The 17297-nt window shown below is 66.6% G+C and carries 14 protein-coding genes; 2 read left to right on the forward strand and 12 right to left on the reverse strand.

All coding sequences use genetic code 11. From position 1 onward, the window contains the following. Nucleotide 1: 1 nt before the first annotated feature. Both fdhD and JQ592_RS01540 read left to right on the forward strand, forming a co-directional pair. Entirely contained in the window at nucleotides 2–829 is an 828-nt protein-coding gene (fdhD, locus tag JQ592_RS01535; RefSeq protein ID WP_211401161.1) for a formate dehydrogenase accessory sulfurtransferase FdhD, read from the forward strand. Then, on the forward strand, nucleotides 819–1052 hold the full coding sequence (locus tag JQ592_RS01540; protein WP_211401162.1) for a formate dehydrogenase subunit delta: 234 nt from the start codon (nucleotides 819–821) through the stop codon (nucleotides 1050–1052). Before fdhD ends, JQ592_RS01540 begins: the two co-directional genes overlap by 11 nt. Here JQ592_RS01540 and JQ592_RS01545 read toward each other — a convergent pair. From JQ592_RS01545 to JQ592_RS01600, 12 genes are all read right to left on the reverse strand, one after another. Continuing rightward, nucleotides 1009–3996 (reverse strand): bifunctional [glutamine synthetase] adenylyltransferase/[glutamine synthetase]-adenylyl-L-tyrosine phosphorylase, encoded by a 2988-nt coding sequence (locus JQ592_RS01545; protein WP_211401163.1) that lies wholly within the window; start codon nucleotides 3994–3996, stop codon nucleotides 1009–1011. The two genes, JQ592_RS01540 and JQ592_RS01545, sit on opposite strands and share 44 nt — an antisense overlap. Further along, nucleotides 3993–5450: a sensor histidine kinase gene (locus tag JQ592_RS01550; RefSeq protein WP_211401164.1), complete on the reverse strand. Its 1458-nt coding sequence runs from the start codon at nucleotides 5448–5450 to the stop codon at nucleotides 3993–3995. The genes JQ592_RS01545 and JQ592_RS01550 overlap by 4 nt, the downstream gene beginning before the upstream one ends. After that, nucleotides 5434–6114: a response regulator transcription factor gene (locus JQ592_RS01555; RefSeq protein WP_080136885.1), complete on the reverse strand. Its 681-nt coding sequence runs from the start codon at nucleotides 6112–6114 to the stop codon at nucleotides 5434–5436. The genes JQ592_RS01550 and JQ592_RS01555 overlap by 17 nt, the downstream gene beginning before the upstream one ends. Before the next feature lie 271 nt (nucleotides 6115–6385). Continuing rightward, entirely contained in the window at nucleotides 6386–7966 is a 1581-nt protein-coding gene (locus JQ592_RS01560) for a Do family serine endopeptidase (protein ID WP_211401165.1), read from the reverse strand. A gap of 222 nt (nucleotides 7967–8188) precedes the next feature. After that, nucleotides 8189–9532 (reverse strand): methyl-accepting chemotaxis protein, encoded by a 1344-nt coding sequence (locus JQ592_RS01565; RefSeq protein ID WP_211401166.1) that lies wholly within the window; start codon nucleotides 9530–9532, stop codon nucleotides 8189–8191. Between the two features lie 124 nt (nucleotides 9533–9656). Continuing rightward, nucleotides 9657–10136 (reverse strand): cytochrome c-type biogenesis protein, encoded by a 480-nt coding sequence (locus tag JQ592_RS01570; protein ID WP_211401167.1) that lies wholly within the window; start codon nucleotides 10134–10136, stop codon nucleotides 9657–9659. A gap of 4 nt (nucleotides 10137–10140) precedes the next feature. Then, the gene (locus JQ592_RS01575) at nucleotides 10141–12123 is read right to left on the reverse strand and encodes a heme lyase CcmF/NrfE family subunit (RefSeq protein WP_211401168.1); all 1983 of its coding nucleotides are present in this window, start codon (nucleotides 12121–12123) and stop codon (nucleotides 10141–10143) included. Further along, entirely contained in the window at nucleotides 12120–12647 is a 528-nt protein-coding gene (gene ccmE, locus JQ592_RS01580) for a cytochrome c maturation protein CcmE (RefSeq protein ID WP_211401169.1), read from the reverse strand. Before ccmE ends, JQ592_RS01575 begins: the two co-directional genes overlap by 4 nt. Before the next feature lie 37 nt (nucleotides 12648–12684). Next, nucleotides 12685–13815 carry a c-type cytochrome biogenesis protein CcmI gene (gene ccmI / locus JQ592_RS01585; protein ID WP_211401170.1) on the reverse strand — a complete coding sequence of 377 codons (1131 nt, stop codon included), beginning with the start codon at nucleotides 13813–13815 and terminating at the stop codon, nucleotides 12685–12687. A 132-nt stretch (nucleotides 13816–13947) separates the two neighbouring features. Beyond that, the gene (locus tag JQ592_RS01590) at nucleotides 13948–14217 is read right to left on the reverse strand and encodes a hypothetical protein (protein ID WP_211401171.1); all 270 of its coding nucleotides are present in this window, start codon (nucleotides 14215–14217) and stop codon (nucleotides 13948–13950) included. A gap of 100 nt (nucleotides 14218–14317) precedes the next feature. Beyond that, complete coding sequence (locus JQ592_RS01595) at nucleotides 14318–15718, reverse strand: hypothetical protein (RefSeq protein ID WP_211401172.1); 1401 nt, start codon at nucleotides 15716–15718, stop codon at nucleotides 14318–14320. 161 nt (nucleotides 15719–15879) lie between these two features. Next, complete coding sequence (locus JQ592_RS01600; protein WP_211401173.1) at nucleotides 15880–17256, reverse strand: sensor histidine kinase; 1377 nt, start codon at nucleotides 17254–17256, stop codon at nucleotides 15880–15882. Nucleotides 17257–17297: the final 41 nt, after the last annotated feature.

Raw genomic sequence — 17297 nt, forward strand, 5'->3', positions numbered from 1 at the left:
CATGCACGTGCCCGTCCAGGCCATCGACCGCGAGATCTGGCGCGACGGCGTCGCGTCCGAAGGGGCACGATTGATCCCCGAGGAGACGCCGCTGGCGCTGACCTACAATGGCGGCACCTATGCCGTCATGATGGGGACGCCGCAGAACCTCGAGGATTTTGCCGTCGGCTTCAGTCTCGACGAAGGCATCATCAAGTCGGTCGACGACATCAAGTCGCTCGAGGTGGTCCGCCTCGACGACGGCATCGAGCTCAGGATGTGGCTCGCACCGGAAGATGCGGCACTCATCAGCGAGCGCCGCCGCCACGTCGCAGGTCCCACCGGCTGCGGCATCTGCGGCATCGAGTCCATTGCCGAGGCGGTGCGCCCTGCGGCGGTCGTACCGCACGGGCAGACCTTCACGCCGGAAGAAATCATGGCGGCGATGCAGGCGATCGCACCGCTGCAATCGATCAATCTGCAGACCCGCGCCGTTCACGCCGCCGCGTTCTGGTCTCCTGCCGGCAACATCGTCGCGCTGCGGGAGGACGTCGGCCGCCATAACGCGCTCGACAAGCTCGCTGGCGCGCTGGCGCGCAGCCGCACCGATGCGCGCGGCGGCATGGTGCTGCTGACCAGCCGGGTCTCGGTCGAGATGGTGCAGAAGACCGCCGCGATCGGCGCGCCGGTGATGGTCGCGGTCTCCGCGCCGACCGCGCTCGCGGTGCGCACTGCGGAAGCCGCGGGCATCACGCTGATCGCCATTGCCCGCCAGGACGGGTTCGAAGTGTTTTCGCATGGTGGCCGGATTATCGCCCGCCATGCCACGGAGGTTGCCGATGTCGCCTGACCGCCTGATCTACATGGCCAACCAGATCGGCAAGTTCTTCCAGAGCCAGGGCCACGACAAGGCCGTGCCGGGGATCGCCGAGCACATCAAGAAGTTCTGGGATCCCCGGATGAAGCGCGCGATCTTCGCCCATCTCGATGCCGGCGGCGTGGGCCTGGAACCGAACGTGCGCGAAGCCCTCACCGCGCTGAAGCAGACGACGAGCCTTCCAGCAGCGCCCTGAACACGCGCCGCACCTCGCTCTGCGTTTCCTTCACACGGGCCTCCAGCGAGGAGAAGTCCGGCGCATCGCCGGCGCGCGCCATCACGCGCTGCAGATCCGTGCCGGCGGTTTCCGGCTTGAAGCGGTCGCTGACGCAGAGCCGCAGGATCTGCGTCAAATCGTGATAGAGCCGCGCGGCGGCACGCAGGATCTCGGTCTCCGATTGTCCGAGCACACCGAGCCTGCAGGCATTTTCCAGCACCTGCAGCGTGCTGACGTCGAGGATCTCGGGCTTGTCATGGGCATGCACGAGCTGGAGATATTGCGCGATGAAGTCGATGTCGATCATGCCGCCGGCGGCATATTTGAGATCCCAATAGTCGGTCTCGCCCTTCTCCTGGCCGATCGCGCGGCGCATGTCGGCGACGTCGTTGCCGATGACCGCACCATCGCGGCGGCGGGTCAGGACATCGCGGATGACGCGCTCGATGCGTTCCCGGAATTCAGGCGACGCCGACACCACGCGTGCACGCGTCAGCGCCATGTGCTCCCAGGTCCAGGCCTCGTTGGCCTGGTAGTCTGCGAAGGAGGCGAGGCTCGACGCCACCGGGCCGGCGCGCCCTGACGGGCGCAGCCTCATGTCTATCTCGTAGAGCACGCCGTAATTGGTCCGCGTCGTGAAGGCGCTGATCAGGCGCTGGGTAAAGCGGGCGAAATAATGCGCGCCTTGCAGCGGCTTCGGCCCATCCGAGTCCGGGTTCTCGGCGTCGAAATCGTAGAGCAGGATCAGGTCGAGATCGGACGAGGCCGTCATCTCGCGGCTGCCGAGCCGGCCCATCGCGATGATCGCGGTCTCCTGTCCCTTGATCCGGCCGTGCTGGGCGGCAAAGCGGTCGGCGACGAGGCCGTGCACGGTGTGGACGATGCCTTCGGCGACATCGGCAAAGGCGGTGCTCGCCTGCTGCGCCGAGACGGTGCCGGACAGGATGCGCGTGCCGATCAGGAACAGGCTCTCCTGCCCGAACAGGCGCAGGCGATCGAGGAACTCCTCGTAGGAGGCGGCGTCCTGCACGGTCGCAGCTAACCGCCCGGACAATTCCAGCCTGTCGGGCATCGCGCCGAAGAAGCGCGGATCGATCAGGCCGTCCATAAGCTGCGGCTGCCGCGCCAGCATCTCGCCGAGCCGTGGGGCAGCGCCCAGCACCAGCGCCACCAGCGCTACGAGGTCGCGGTTCTGGCCGAGCAGCGTGATCAGCCGGCCGCCACGCTGGAGCGCGCCGAGGAAGTGATCGAACGCCACGACGGCGCGGTCCGGCTCCTCGGCATGCGCGAGACCGTCGATCAGCGCCGGCACGAACTCGATGAAGGCGCTTCGCGTCGCCTCATTGCGGAAGACGCGATAGTCGCCGGTGATCCAGTCGCGCACGGTTTGCGCGACGGCGGCGGGCTTCTTGAAGCCGAGCGTCGCCAGGTGGTGGAGCAGGCGCGGGTCATCGGGACCCGCACTGTAGTCCAGAGCCGGCAGACTTGCCGTGCCGGTCGGATCATCGCCCTCGAATAGCTTTTCGTAGTGTCCCTGGACGATCTCGAGCTGGCGCAGCAAATCGCGCGCAAAGCCTTCGCGATCGGGATAGCCGAAGAAGCGCGCAAAGCGCTCGACTGCCTCCTTGTCGTCGGGCAGCGCGTGGGTCTGCTCGTCCGCGATCATCTGGAGGCGATGCTCGACCCGGCGCAGGAATTCGTACGCGGTGGTCAGTTCGTCCCGCGCGTCAAAGGTGATCCAGTTGCTGGTGGCGAGCACGTCGAGCGCCCTGAGCGTCGGCCGCACCCGTAGTTGCGGATGGCGGCCGCCGGCGATCAGCTGCTGGGTCTGCGCGAAGAACTCGATCTCGCGAATGCCGCCGCGGCCGACCTTGACGTTGTGGCCCTCGACCGCCACTTCGCTCTGGCCGCGATAGGTCTGCATCTGCCGCTTCATGTCGTGGACATCGGCAAGCGCGGCAAAATCGAGATGCTTGCGCCACACGAACGGCGCGATCTCGGCGAGCAGCGCCTCGCCCGCCCTGGCATCGCCGGCACAGGCGCGCGCCTTGATCATCGCGGCGCGCTCCCAGGTGCGCCCTTCCCGCTCGTAGTAGTTCAGCGCCGCGTGCCGCGAGATCGCGACCTGCGTCGAGGACGGATCGGGGCGCAGGCGCAAATCGACGCGGAAGACATAACCGTCATAGGTGCGCTGCTGCAGGATGCGCGCCATGCCCTGCGTCACCCGGACGAAGAACGGCTGCGGCTCGATGTCGGGCGCGAGCGTCGTTGCGTCAGGGTCGAAGAACACGATGAGATCGATGTCGCTGGAATAGTTCAGCTCGCCCGCCCCCATCTTGCCCATCGCAAGCACGATCAGGCCGCAGCCTTCTTCCGGTGCCTCCGGATTGGGCGGCAGTATCTTTCCGCGTGCGGCTTCCTGCCGCAGTTGATACTGCAGCGCCGCCTGCACCGAGGAGACCGCGACGTCGGTCAATGCTGCCGTCACTTGCATCACCGGCCAGACGCCGCCGATGTCGCACAGCGCGGTCAGCAGCGCCGCCTCCGCCTTCATGCGGCGGAGCAGTCGCATCACCTCGGCTTCGTCGGATGCCGCGAACACCGCGCCCCTTGCCTCAGCGATCAGCGCGGCGAGATGCGCATCCGGATCGCATTCGAGCAGCCGGATCAGGCGCACCGCATCGGCGCGCACCAGATCGAACAGATAGGGCGAGAATTCCGCGATGCCGGCCAGGATATTCCGGGCGAAGGGACGAATCAGCAACGCTCCAAGACGGGCCGAGTGTGCCGGCTCGAGCTCGGCCAGCCAGCTTTCGAGACGGCGTTCGTCGGTTGTGGAAGCGACAATATGGGGAGCCTCCGCGAAGCGTGCGGCGAGGCTCTCACCATGCTTGTCCGCGTTTCCCGGCGCGGAGTGGTTCATGCCACCTTCTGTGGCACATCCGGTATTGGCGGAGCAACCCTGTCGCCCGCGCCCGTGCGCGCCGGCAGCACCAGCGTGGCGACGAGGCCCGGATAGGCATCGCCCAGCCGCAATTCTCCGCCATGCAGCGTCGCAACGGCGGAAGCGAGGCTGAGGCCGAGGCCGGAGCCCGGCAGCGTGCGGCTCGCCTCCAGCCGGACGAATCGTTCGACGGCGTGCTTGCGGTCGGCTTCGGGGATGCCGGGGCCGCGATCGGTGACGCTGAGCAGCACCTGATCGCCCTCGCGCCTTGCCTCGATGGTGATCTGCCGCGCGTCCATGCTGACCACGGTTCCGGCCTGCGCAGCCGGCTTGCCGTACTTGATCGCGTTCTCGACCAGATTGGCGAGCGCCTGGCTGATCAATTCGCGATTGCCGTGAACCGGCGTCGGCTCGGCCTTCACCTTCAAGGTCATGCCGTCGTCCTCGGCGAGCGGCTCGTAGAGCTCGTGGATGCCGCCCGCGACCTCGGCGGCGTCGAAATCATCCATGTTGCCGCGCGCCTGTCCGGACTCGGCACGCGCGATCATCAGCAATGCGTTGAAGGTGCGGATCAGCCCGTCGGATTCCTCGATGGTGCGCTCCAGCGCGGCACGGTAATCGGCCTCGCAGCCCGATTTCGCCAGCGCCTCCTCGGCGCGGTTGCGCAAGCGCGTCAGCGGCGTCTTGAGATCGTGGGCGATGTTGTCGGAGACTTCCTTCAGCCCCGCCATCAGCGCCTCGATCCGCTCCAGCATGGCGTTGAGGTTTTCCGCGAGGCGGTCGAGCTCGTCGCCGCTGCGCCCCACGGGCAGGCGTCCGCTGAGATCGCCGGTCATGATGCGCTGCGCGGTGCCGGTCATCGCGTCGATGCGCCTCAGCACCCTGCGCGCCACGAAAATGCCGCCGCCGAGGCCGAGCACGACGACGATCAGGATCGACCATTGCGCCGCCTTGGCAACGATGCCGAACAGGCGTCGCCGCTCCGCGAGGTCGCGACCGATCAGAAGCCGGAAGCCGTTTTCGAGTTCGGTGACGCGCACCAGTGCACGGTGATCGCGGTCATCGGCGTCCTCGATCCGCCGGTACGCGGTCTCAGACCAGCCACGCGTCGCCATCACGCCGGGCGCGAGCGAGCCGACATTGCCGGCGACCGCCTGCCCGGTCGGCGTGGTCACGAGATAGAGGTTGGCGCCCGGCCGCAGCGCGCGGTATTCGATCGCGCGCACCAGGCGGACCAGGCCACCGCGCCCGTAGATCTCATTGATCTCCGAGGTCTCGGCGTTCACCGTCTGCGTGATCTCTTCGGTAATCAGCCGCCGCGTATTCCAGGCGAAATAGCCCAGCAGCGAGGCCGCGAAAATCGCAAACAGGAACAGATAGACCAGCGTCAGCCGGAACGCCGTGGTGCGGACGAGTTTACCGAATGCCGTCACGGATCATGTACCCGGCGCCGCGGATCGTGTGCAGCAGCGGCCGATCGAAGCCCTTGTCGATCTTGGAGCGCAGCCGCGAAATGTGCACGTCGATCACGTTGGTCTGCGGATCGAAATGATAGTCCCAGACGTTCTCCAGCAGCATGGTGCGCGTCACCACCTGGCCGGCATGCTTCATGAGGTATTCGAGCAGGCGGAATTCGCGCGGCTGCAGCGTCAGCTCGTCCTTGCCGCGGGCGACGCGATGGGAGAGCCGGTCGAGCTCGAGATCGCCGACGCGGTAGAGGGTGTCCTCGGCGGGTCCCCCGCGGCGGCGCGACAGCACCTCGACGCGGGCGAGCAGCTCGGCGAAGGAATAGGGTTTTGGCAGATAGTCGTCGCCGCCGGCGCGCAGGCCCTTGATGCGGTCGTCGACCTGTCCGAGTGCGGAGAGAATCAGCACCGGCGTCGCGTTGTCCTTGTCGCGCAGCGCACCGATCAGCGACAGGCCGTCGCGCTTGGGCAGCATGCGGTCGACCACCAGCACGTCGTAGTCGCCGTTCTCGGCCATGGCGAGGCCCTCCTCGCCGTCCGCGGCGTGGTCGGCAATGTGTCCGACCTCGCGGAACGCCTTCACGAGGTAGTCGGCGGATTCGCGATCGTCTTCAATGATGAGGAGGCGCATCGTGCGTTCGGCGGCGGTCAAGGAGGTCAACCTTCTCTAAACATGGCGCGAGCGGCAATCGCATGCAAGCCGAGCGGGAGAGTGTCGAAGCGAGAAAAAGGCGGGCGGTGAAGCTGGGGGGACCTCACCGCCCTATGCCTTCCGACGGAGGGGGGCGTAATTCCACCGGAAGGTAGGCTGGGGAAGCGAAATTTAGCTGCTCCCCCGAAGGGCGCCGTCGGCGGGGGCGACTGATGCCGGCGACACCCTTCATCTCGTAGGCTCCTGAGGCTTACCCCTTGGCGATGGGGATCGCGACGAAGCGCGACTGGCCGCCGCTCTTCACGCGCATCAGGACGCTGTTCTTGTTGTCGGTCCGCGCCGCGTTGATGGCGTCGCGGACTTCGCCGGCGGTGGCCACGCTCTTGCCGCCGACTTCGAGAATCACGTCACCTTCCTTGAAGCCGCGTTCGGCCGCGGCGCTCTTCGGATCGACTTCGGTGACGACGACGCCTTCCTTGCCGGCGCCGGCCACGGAGTTGGCAGGGGCAACGGTCATGCCGAGCTTCGGCACGTCAGTGCCCTTGCTTGCACCCTTGCCGCTGTCCTGATCGATGTCGGCCTTGGCCTCGACCGTGTTCGGCAGCTGGCCGAGGGTGAGGTTCACGACCTTGTCCTGGCCCTTGTGCAGCACGCTGAGCTTCACGGTCGCGCCGGGCGCCATGCCGCCGATGGTGCGGGCGAGCTCGCGGGCGTCCTTGACGGATTCACCGTTGACCGCGGTGATCACGTCGCCGGATTCGATGCCCGCCTTCGCCGCCGGACCGTTCGCCTGCGGTTCCGCCACCAGTGCGCCTTCGGCCTTCTTCATGCCGAGGCTGTCGGCGATGTCGGACGTGACGGGCTGGATCTGCACGCCGATCCAGCCGCGGCTGACCGAGCCCTTGTCCTTGAGCTGCGCCACAACGCTCTTGACCGTGTTGGCCGGAATCGAGAACGCGATGCCGACGCTGCCGCCGGAGGGCGAGTAGATCGCGGTGTTGACGCCCATCACTTCGCCGTTGGTGTCGAAGGCCGGGCCGCCGGAGTTGCCCTTGTTCACGGGCGCGTCGATCTGGATGAAGTCGTCATAGGGGCCGTTGCCGATATCACGGCCGCTGGCCGAGACGATGCCGGCGGTCACGGTGCCGCCGAGACCGAAGGGATTGCCGACCGCAAGCACCCAGTCACCGATCCGCGGCTTGGCGTCGGCAAGCTTGGCGAACGGGAAGTTCGAGCCGCCCTCGACCTTGATCAGGGCGAGGTCGGTGCGCTGGTCGGTGCCGATCACCTTGGCGGTGTAGGTCTTGCCGTCATCGGTGGTGACCTCGACCTTGTCGGCGCCGTCGACCACATGGTTGTTGGTCACGGCAAAACCGTCAGCCGAGATGAAGAAGCCGGAGCCCTGACCCTGCACGACGCGGCCACGGCCACCACCCTTCAGGCCGGGAATGCCATCCGGACCGCCGAAGCGGCGGAAGAAACGCTCCATCGGCGAGCCCGGCTGGAACGGCGAGGAGGAATCGTCGCCGTCATCGTTGCTCGCGGTCTTCTCCTTGATGTTGACCTTGACCGAGATCACCGACGGCTTCACGCGCTCGACGATGTCGGCGAAACCGACCGGACGTTCGACCTTGCGGACCTCGTTATTGACCTGCGCATGCGCCGGGCTCGAGAACAGGTCGGCCGGCGAGCTCGACGGGCTGAAGCCGTAGACGGCAGCGCCGAGGCCGGCGACGACCGAGGCCATCAGCGCGAGCTTGCGCGCAGAGAAAACCGACCGGCGCGGCTGCCGGTAGGACGGGAGGTTCGAGAGGTCGATACGGTCGTTCATGCAGGGATCTCCAGGGCCTTGAATTTCTTTTGGTACCGGATGTCGGCACCTTGCGAACCTGAAGATGGGGACTCCCGCCTTACCGTGCGCTGGCGGCAGGGTTAAACTTTTGTAATGATGCCGAGCTACTGATGCGGCAGTTTAGCGCAGGCGGAAAATCGTGGCTTCACAGGAACTTAGTCGAGTTCCCGTGACCGACCGCGACCGAGGTTTTGGCTGGCCTTAGCTTGCCCGGACGCTGACGATGAACTCGTCGACTTCACGCTTCAACGTCTCGGCCTGCTGCGACAGATCGACGGCGGAATCCCGCGCCTCGTCTGCCATGCGCCCGGTCTCCGCCGAGGTCGAGGTGATCTGGGCGATGTGATTGGAAACGTCCAGGGTTCCCTGTGCGGCGTCCTGCGCGCTGCGGGTGATGTCCTGGGTGGCGGTGCGCTGCTGGGCGGTGTCGACCTCGATCCCTGACATGATCGACGAGATCTCCGACAGCGTCTTCGAGATGCCGTCGATCGCGCCGCGCGTCTCCGCGGTGATGCCCTGGATGCTGGCGACATGGGAGGTGATCTCCTCCGTCGCCTTGCTGGTCTGGTGCGCCAGATTCTTTACTTCAGAGGCCACCACGGCGAAGCCCTTGCCGGCTTCGCCGGCCCGCGCCGCCTCGATGGTGGCGTTGAGCGCCAGCAGATTGGTCTGCGAGGCGATCGCCTGCACGAGCTGCACGACCTCGCCGATCTTGTCGGCGGCGTCCGACAGCGTGTGGATGGTGTCGCGGCTCTTCTCGGCCTGGGTTGCCGCGCCTTCGGCGCGCTGAGTCGCATCGGTGACGCGGCGGCTGATCGTGCCGATCGAATTCGTCATTTCCTCGGCGGAGCCCGCAACCGTCTGCACGCTGGCGCTGGCCTGGCTCGCGCCGCTTGCGACCGCATTGGCCTTGGTGCTGGTGTCGTTGGCGGTCCGCGACAACGTCTCGGCGTTGCGCTTCAGATGCACGGCCGACGAGGCCACGCTGTCGACCACGCCGGCGACGAGATCGTTGAAGCGCTTGATCCGCGCATCCAGAAATTTTGATCGCTCGGCCTGGTGCTGCGCCTCATGCAACTGCTGCTCGGTGAGGCGGCGTCGCTCGAGTCCATTGGTCTTGAAGACCTCGAGGGCGCCGGCAAGCAGTCCGATCTCGTTGGTGCCGCCGAGCCCCGGAACTGATGTCTCGAACTTCTGGTCGGCGACCTCGCGCATGGCATGCACGATCGCCGCCAGGGGATTGAGGATGCCGTTGCGCACGGCGAACCAGGTCGTGAGGCAGATCGCGATAGCGACAACCGCGATCACGCCGCAGGCGATCAGGAACCAGGAGAATGCGGTCTGCGCCTGCTGGTAGATCTGCATGGCATGGTCACGCGCCGGGCCGCTCAACGCGGCGAAATCCGACGACAGGCTGGTGATCTCGTTGTTGAGATAGAGCACCGCGACGAATCCGGTGCCGCCGCCGATGCCCAGCAGGAACAATAATGCAGCGACGACGGCGCCAACCAGGAAGCGGATCGTCAGATTGCTGTTCGCGAACATCTCGAGGACTCAAAGTCTGGAATCGAATCTCGCGACAAGCTTCCAGACAAAGGTCAACAGAGCATGAACCGCGCTCTGCGGTGCCGTCTACGTATCATTACGTAGCTAGGACGACTTGAAGCAGCTAGGATTTGGCGTCGTCCGACATCAAGGCCGCGAGCCTTGCCTTCTCGTCGGGCGTGAGCGGCGGGGCCGGTACGTCCGCACCACTCCGCGCGCGACGCCGGATCTGCAGCCACAGCGCCAGGCCACCGCCGATCAGCAGCACCGGCGCGAGCAGCCACAGCAGCAGGGTCTGCCGCTCGAAGCGCGGCTTGAGCAGCACGAACTCGCCGTAGCGTGCGACCAGGAAATCGAGCACCTGCGAATTGCTGTCGCCGGCCGCGATGCGCTCGCGCACCAGGAGGCGCAGGTCGCGCGCCAGTGGCGCATCGGAATCGTCGATCGACTGGTTCTGGCAGACCATGCAGCGCAGCTCGCGCGACAATTCGCGCGCGCGCCCCTCCTTCACGGGATCCGACATGATCTCGTCGGGCTGCACGGCGTACGCCGCAGGCGACGCCAGCAGCATCAGCGCAACGAACGCGGCCATCATCCGGCGCATCGGATCACTCCGCCGGCTGCAGGCGCTGCTTGGCCCGCGCCGGCTTCGGCGCGCCGACCCGCAGGCGCCGGTCAGACAGCGACAGCACGCCGCCGAACGCCATCAGCACCGGCCCCCACCAGATCAGCAGCACCAGCGGCTTGTGATAGATGCGCACGGCAATCGACCCTTCCGCGGTCGCGTCGCCGAGCGAGATGTAGAGCTGACTTGCGCCGCGCGTCAGCAATGCGGCCTCGGTGGTCGACGAACCGCGCGTGGTGAAGCTGCGCTTGGACGGCGTCATGACGCTCAGCGTCTCGCCGTCGCGGCTGACGTTGAACTCGGCGATCATCTCGCGGTAATTCGGTCCCTGACGCTGAAACAGTCCGTCGAGCTTCACGTCGTAGCCGGCGATGTGGGCGACCTCGTTCTGCTTCATGGTCGCGATATATTCGCTGTTCCAGGTGGTCTCGCAGACGATACCGATCAGCGCGACGCCGAGGCCGGCATGCGCGAACGTCGTGCCCCAGGCCGAACGCGGCAGGCCGCGCGCGCGGTGCAACACCGTTGCGAACGGCAGCCGAACGAGGCCCGTCCGTTCGACGAGGTCGGTGACGGCGCCGGCGATGACAAAGACGCCAAGTCCGATCGCTAGCGGCGCGAGCGTAGCACCGCCACTCGCCCAACCCCAGGCGATCGCCACCGCGACGAGGCTTGCGACGCCAGCTGCCAGAAGGCGCTGGGTCACGCCGAGCAGGTCGCCGCGCTTCCATGCCAGCATCGGGCCGAACGGCACGGCGAGCAGCAACAGGGCAAACAGCGGCGCGAAGGTGAGATTGTAGAAGGGCGCACCGACCGACATCTTGAAGTCGGCGAGCATCTCCATCGCCAGCGGATAGAGCGTGCCGAACAGCACCACCGCACAGGCGACCGTGAGCAGCAGATTGTTCAGCACCAGCGCGCCCTCGCGCGAGATCGGCGCGAACAGGCCGCCCTGCTTCAGCGACGTTGCGCGGCCCGCGAACAGCGACAGGCTGCCGCCGATGAACAGGCACAGGATCAGCAGAATGAACACGCCGCGGGTCGGATCGGTGGCGAAAGCATGGACCGACGTGATGACGCCCGAGCGGACCAGGAAGGTGCCGAGCAGCGACAGCGAGAAGGTCAGGATCGAGAGCAGGATGGTCCAGACCTTGAGCGCGTTGCGCTTCTCCATCACCAGCGCCGAATGCAGCAGCGCGGTGCCGGCGAGCCACGGCATCAGCGAGGCGTTCTCGACCGGATCCCAGAACCACCAGCCGCCCCAGCCGAGCTCGTAATAGGCCCAGTAGGAGCCCATGGCGATGCCGAGCGTCAGGAATATCCAGGCGACCAGCGTCCACGGCCGCACCCAGCGCGCCCAGGCCGCGTCGATCCGCCCCTCCATCAGCGCCGCGATGGCGAAGGAGAACGAGATCGAGAAGCCGACATAGCCGAGATAGAGCATCGGCGGATGCACGGCGAGGCCGACGTCCTGAAGCACCGGATTGAGATCGCGTCCCTCGATCGGCGGATTGGCGATGCGCAGGAACGGATTCGAGGTCACCAGGATGAAGAGGTAGAACGCGCTGGCGATCCAGGCCTGCACGGCGAGCACATGCGCGCGCAGCGACAGCGGCAGGTTATTGCCGAACGCTGCGACCAATCCGCCGAACAGCGCCAGGATCGATACCCACAGCAGCATCGAGCCTTCGTGGTTTCCCCACACGCCGGTGATCTTGTAGATCAGCGGCTTCATGGAGTGGGAATTCTCGTAGACATTGGCGACCGAGAAGTCCGAATTCACATGCAGCATCACCAGCGCCACGAACGAGGCGCCGACGAACAGCAGCTGCGCCAGCGCGGTGGACCGCGCCACGTTCATCAAGGCTGCATCGCGCAGGCGCGCGCCGATCAGCGGCACGATGGACTGGATCAGCGCCAACCCGAGCGCCAGCACCAGCGCGTAATGTCCTGATTCAGCGATCAACGGACTGCTCCCTGCGGGCTGCCCTGCGCGGTCGTCGCCGCGGGCTTGGCGCCACCGGAAGCCTTGTCGTTTTCAGAAGGCTTGGCGCCGTAATCGTCCTTCCAGTGTCCCTGCTTCTTCAGGGCATCGGCGACGTCCTTGGGCATGTAGGTTTCATCATGCTTGGCGAGCACGGTGTCGGCCTTGAACACGCCGCTGGCGTCGAGTGCGCCTTCGGCGACGACGCCCTGCCCTTCGCGGAACAAGTCGGGCAGGATGCCCTTGTAGGCGACGGGAAGCTTTGCGTTGCCGTCGGCGACCTCGAAGGTCACTGCGAGATTGTCGCCGCGCTGGAGCGAGCCGGGCTGCACCAGGCCGCCGAGACGAAACCGCTTGCCGGGCGCGACGTGCTTCTCGGCGACCATGGTGGGGGTCGAGAAGAACACGATGGAGTCGCGCAATGCGTTGAGCACCAGCCCGGCCGCGAGCGCGAGCACGGCGAGCGAGCCGCCGATGATGGTCATACGTCGCTGCTTGCGCGTCATGGCGTATCCGTTCTCCGCTCGTCTCGCTCTGAAATCATCATCCGTCGAGCCCGAGAGTCTTGAGGCCTTCGTTGAGTTGGCGGAGCCGCTCGGCATCCTTGGCGACCGCCTGACGGGCGTCGGTTGACGCGCCCATCGCCTTGTCGCGATCACCCATCACGAGATAGGCGCGCACCAGGCGCAGCCAGCCCTCGACGTCGTCGCCGTTCTGCTTCAACCGGGTCGCGAGGCGCTCGACCATGCCGCGCACCATCGCGTTGCGATCGCCTTCGGCCATGTCCTTGGAACCCGCGATGGTCTCGTCCGACAGCGCCGGCATCGTGCCGCCGCCGACCCGCGCCAGCGAGGATTGCACCAGGGGCCGCCACGGCGCATCCGCCGGGGCCTTGGCCAGCAGCGCGCGCCAGATGTTGGCGGCATCGTCCTTGCGGCCATCCTGCTCGGCGGCGAGCCCGAGGAAGTAGTTCGCCTTGGGATCATCGGCGTCGAGCGCATGCGCACGCTCGAACTCGGCCTTGGCCTCGGCGGTCACGACGCCGCCGGCGGCGGCCGAGATCGCTTCGCCGAGATCGGACCGGCGCTCTGCGCTCTCGCCATTGTAGGTCAGCGAGTTGCGATAGGCCCGCACCGCATCGTCGAAGCGGCCGAGCCGCTGCAGCACCGGCGCGAGCACGTTCCAGCCGCGTCCGTCGGTCGGGTTCTTTTCCAGATGTTGCTCGACCTGCACGACGAGATTCTCGAGCGATCGCGCCATGCCGGAGCCGGCCCCGCGCTCCCGCTGCGCCAGCGGAAAGTCCTGAAGCCGGGGCGAGCCGAGCGGCATGTAGACGCCTATCGCAACGAGCGGCAGGCCGACGAGCGCCAGCACCGCTGCCGCGCGGCGCCAGTTGAGGCTCGGCGCCGACTTGAGCTCCGGCGAGGACTCGCTGCCGGCCGCGGCGAGCAGCCTGCGGCTGATCTCGACACGCGCCGCCTCGGCTTCGGGCGCCGCGATCAACCCCGCGGCAAGGTCACGCTCGATCTCCGCCAGCTGGTCCTTGTAGACCGCGACTTCGCTGCCTTCATTTTGGCTGCCCTGATCCTGCGCGCGTCCGCCGCGGCCGAGCGGCAAGAGCACGGCGAAAATCGCCGCGACCGTCATCAGCGCGAACACGAACCATAACGTCATCTGGCAAGCTTCCGGCAGCGCGCCACCCGCGCCCATAGGTGGCTTTACACCACGGCCGGACGATGCGGCAATTGACAATTGTCAATTTGGCGCGACCGCGCGCTGTCCTGAAACGGTCACGATCCCAACGGCTTAGCCGATCTCGAAGTCGGCGCTCCGGGCGGCATCCTCGCCGTGACCGTTAAAGGCCTTCAGGAAGTACGTTCCCGGCGGGATCGCATCCGGCAGCCTGATGCGCACCGCCCCGACCGGAACCGGAGAAGCAACCCTGGTCACTGTCTCAGGCAGCTGCCGGCCGCTCGCCTTCTCGACGAGCACGACCTTCGCACCGACCATCAGCCTTTGATATTTGGCGACAATGACGCGGTTCTCGATCTCGATGGAGCTGATAATGGATTTCATGCGCCCACAGGTAGAAATTCCAAAAGCTTGCGCAGTGACCGTAGGGCTCGCCACCGGCAGCGTCAACTACAAATTGTTGTCACGAAAATATGCGCCTGAATCAGCTTGCGCGCGACGATTTGCGCTCGCCGGTCGCAGCGTTCTCCGCGGCGCGGCTCATCAGCGACGCATAATCATCACCGAACAGCACCTGGCAGAAGCGAATCGCGGCCTGCACCTGCTGTTGCCTGTATGTGCGGACCTTGTGATCGGCGCCGCGCAGCGACTGCACCAGCTGCTCGGTCGAGCGTTCCACATATTGCTGGAGGTCGGAATAGGTGCGCAGCGTCACCTCGTTGATCGCAAGCTCGCTCGCATAGTTGCGGCAGGTCGCGACGAAATCGATCAGCGCCGCGGTTTCCTCCACCTCGGTGCTGTCGATCCGCGCCCCCGGCGGAATGTCCTTCTCGGGGCGCTGGCGCAGGATGCGGCGCACGCGGCCGGGAACGCTGTCGATCTCCGATTGCAGCGCATTGGAGATGTCGGCGCGGATCGAGGTCAGCTGCTTGCCCCAGACGGAATCGTTGCGCAGGTCGAGCTCGGTGCGCAGGCCGCGCACGCCGTCGTGCAGCGCCTTGAGGTTGTCGGCGACATTGTCGAAATGGCCGCGCTTGATATCCGTGCGCAGGATCGCGGCCACGCAGGACAAATCGTGCAGGGCGATCGTGACGGCGACGCCATAGGGCGTTGCCGCGACACGGATCTCGTCGTCGGAGGCGGCGATCTTGATGGCGAGGCGGATGATCTGCCAGGGCGCGATCATGCGCTGCACGACGATCGACAGCGCGAAGGGCAGCATCTGCGGCGTCTGCAGCACCGGAATGTTGAACGCCGAGGTCACCGAGGCGATCTGGGAATCCCCGAAGGCGCGCAAGGTGCGCGGCAGCTTCTCGTTCAGCGTGGCGATGGCTTCCCGGACCTGGAGCACCGCCCCGATCGAATAGAGATCCTCGATCACGCTGGGCGGGCCGACCCGGGCGAGCGCGCGCGACTTGTCGCCACCGCCCGGCCCCGTCAGCGCGAAGATCGCGTCCGCGGCGACGGCCTGCAGCTTCTGGGCAAGAGCTTCGACCTGCCCCGCACTGTCAGCCGGCATGCGCGCCAGCGCCGCCTCGAATTCGTTCACCTTGTCCGGAGCACCGTCACGGCCGAGCCATTGCCAGATCGGCTGAAGCGAGGAACGGCGGATCTGGCCGACCCGGATCGGGGCGCCCGCTTCGACCAGGAACGGTTCCAGCACCTGGAACAAGAGGCGCGAGAGATCGTCGGTGCGTGGCGGCGGGGCTTCGTCGGCCTCGGTCTTGCGGACGATCTTGCGGAGCTGCTCGAGCACGAGGGTGGCCACAGCCGTGTCCTGGCCGCGCTCGAGCGCGCGCTCGAACTCCCGCATCAGCAGCGCCTGCGACTGCGGCGGGAGCTGCGCGAGATATTCCCTCAGCCGCTCGATCGATGTCTGGCTCATGCGCCCGGGTAATGCACGGTAAAATGGCGGACATGGGATGCGTCCGGGCGCGATCATAGATGGCTGCGCCTTAAGAAGCCGTTGAGGACGTTGGCTCCAATGCCCCCGTTTTGCTCCGGATCGGCGCTCCGCAAGCCCAATAACCCTTTGGGAACAGAGGATTATATTCCGGGGAGCACCAGTTCGGCCCGCAAGCCCCCGATCGGCGCGCCGCTGAGGGAAAGGCTTCCGCCATAGAGGGCGGCAAGGTCGGTCACGATGGATAGCCCCAACCCCGAGCCGGGCTTGGACTCGTCGAGCCGTTGGCCGCGCCGGGAGACCTGGGCACGCTCCGCCTCCGACAGGCCGCGGCCGTCGTCGTCCACGATGATCCGCAGGCGCGGACCTGCACCCGCCTGGTGCGGCGCCTCGACCAGCACCTCGATGAAGACGCGGGAGCCTGCCCATTTGCAGGCATTGTCGACGAGATTGCCGACCATCTCCTCCAGATCCTGCCGCTCGCCGCGGAATTTGGCCGAGGGATCGGCCTTGGCCTCGACCACGATGCCGCGATCGCGGTGGATCTTCTCCATGGTCCGCCGCAGCGCTTCGATCGCAGGCGCAACCTCCGTCACGGTCGCGACCACCGAGACGCGCGCCGCGATGCGCGCGCGCTCCAGGTGATGGGCGACCTGGTCGCGCATCACGTCCGCCTGCTCCATCACCTTGGCCGCGAACGGCTCCGCGGCGTGGCTGCCGGCCTCGTTCACGATCACCGAGAGCGGCGTCTTGATCGCATGGGCGAGATTGCCGACATGGGTGCGGGCGCGTTCGACGATCTCGCGATTGGCGTCGATCAGCGCATTGGTCTCGCGCGCCAGCGGCGCGATCTCGACCGGGAATTCGCCCTCGAGCCGCTCGGCCCGCCCCGAGCGGATGTCCGCGATCGATTCCGAGATGCGCTTGAGCGGCGCGAGGCCGAAGCGGACCTGGAACACCGTGGTCAGGAGCAGCACGATGCCGAGCGCGGTGAAGGTGCCGCCGAGGTAATAGTCGAAGCTCCGCGTCTCGTCGAAGATCTCGGTGTCGTCGCCGGCGACGCTGACGAGGTATTTGCCGTCGGCGCCGAGATCGACCGGCCGCTCCACCATCCGCAAATTCTGCCCTTCGGGCCCGTCGACATAGCCGAGCCGGATGCCGGCGGCGGTGAGCTCGGCGCCCTGCTCCTCAAGCTTCGGCAGCTTCTTGTCCCAGAGCGAGCGCGAGGAGCGCACCTCCGGCTTCTCGGTGTCGGTGCGTGTGATCTGCCAGTACCAGCCGGACAGCGGCAGCTCGAACAGCGGCTCGCCGAGCGACTGGAACTGGCGGTCCGGCGGCTCGTCGGGGGTCGCGACTTCTGCGATGAGGGTGCGCAGATAGAGATTGAGCCGGCGGTCGAAGGCGCGCTCGGTGGCGTTCTTGTAGACCGACGACAGCACCACGCCGGTGATGGCCAGGATCACCACGAGCCAAGCGGTCGCCGACAGGAACAGGCGATTGGCAAGTGAGCTAGCAGCCATCGGCAGGGTCCCGGCGGGCGCAGGATATCAGGGCGTCGGAG

The sequence above is a fragment of the Bradyrhizobium iriomotense genome, from assembly GCF_018129405.1.
Taxonomy (GTDB): Bacteria; Pseudomonadota; Alphaproteobacteria; order Rhizobiales; family Xanthobacteraceae; genus Bradyrhizobium; species Bradyrhizobium iriomotense_B.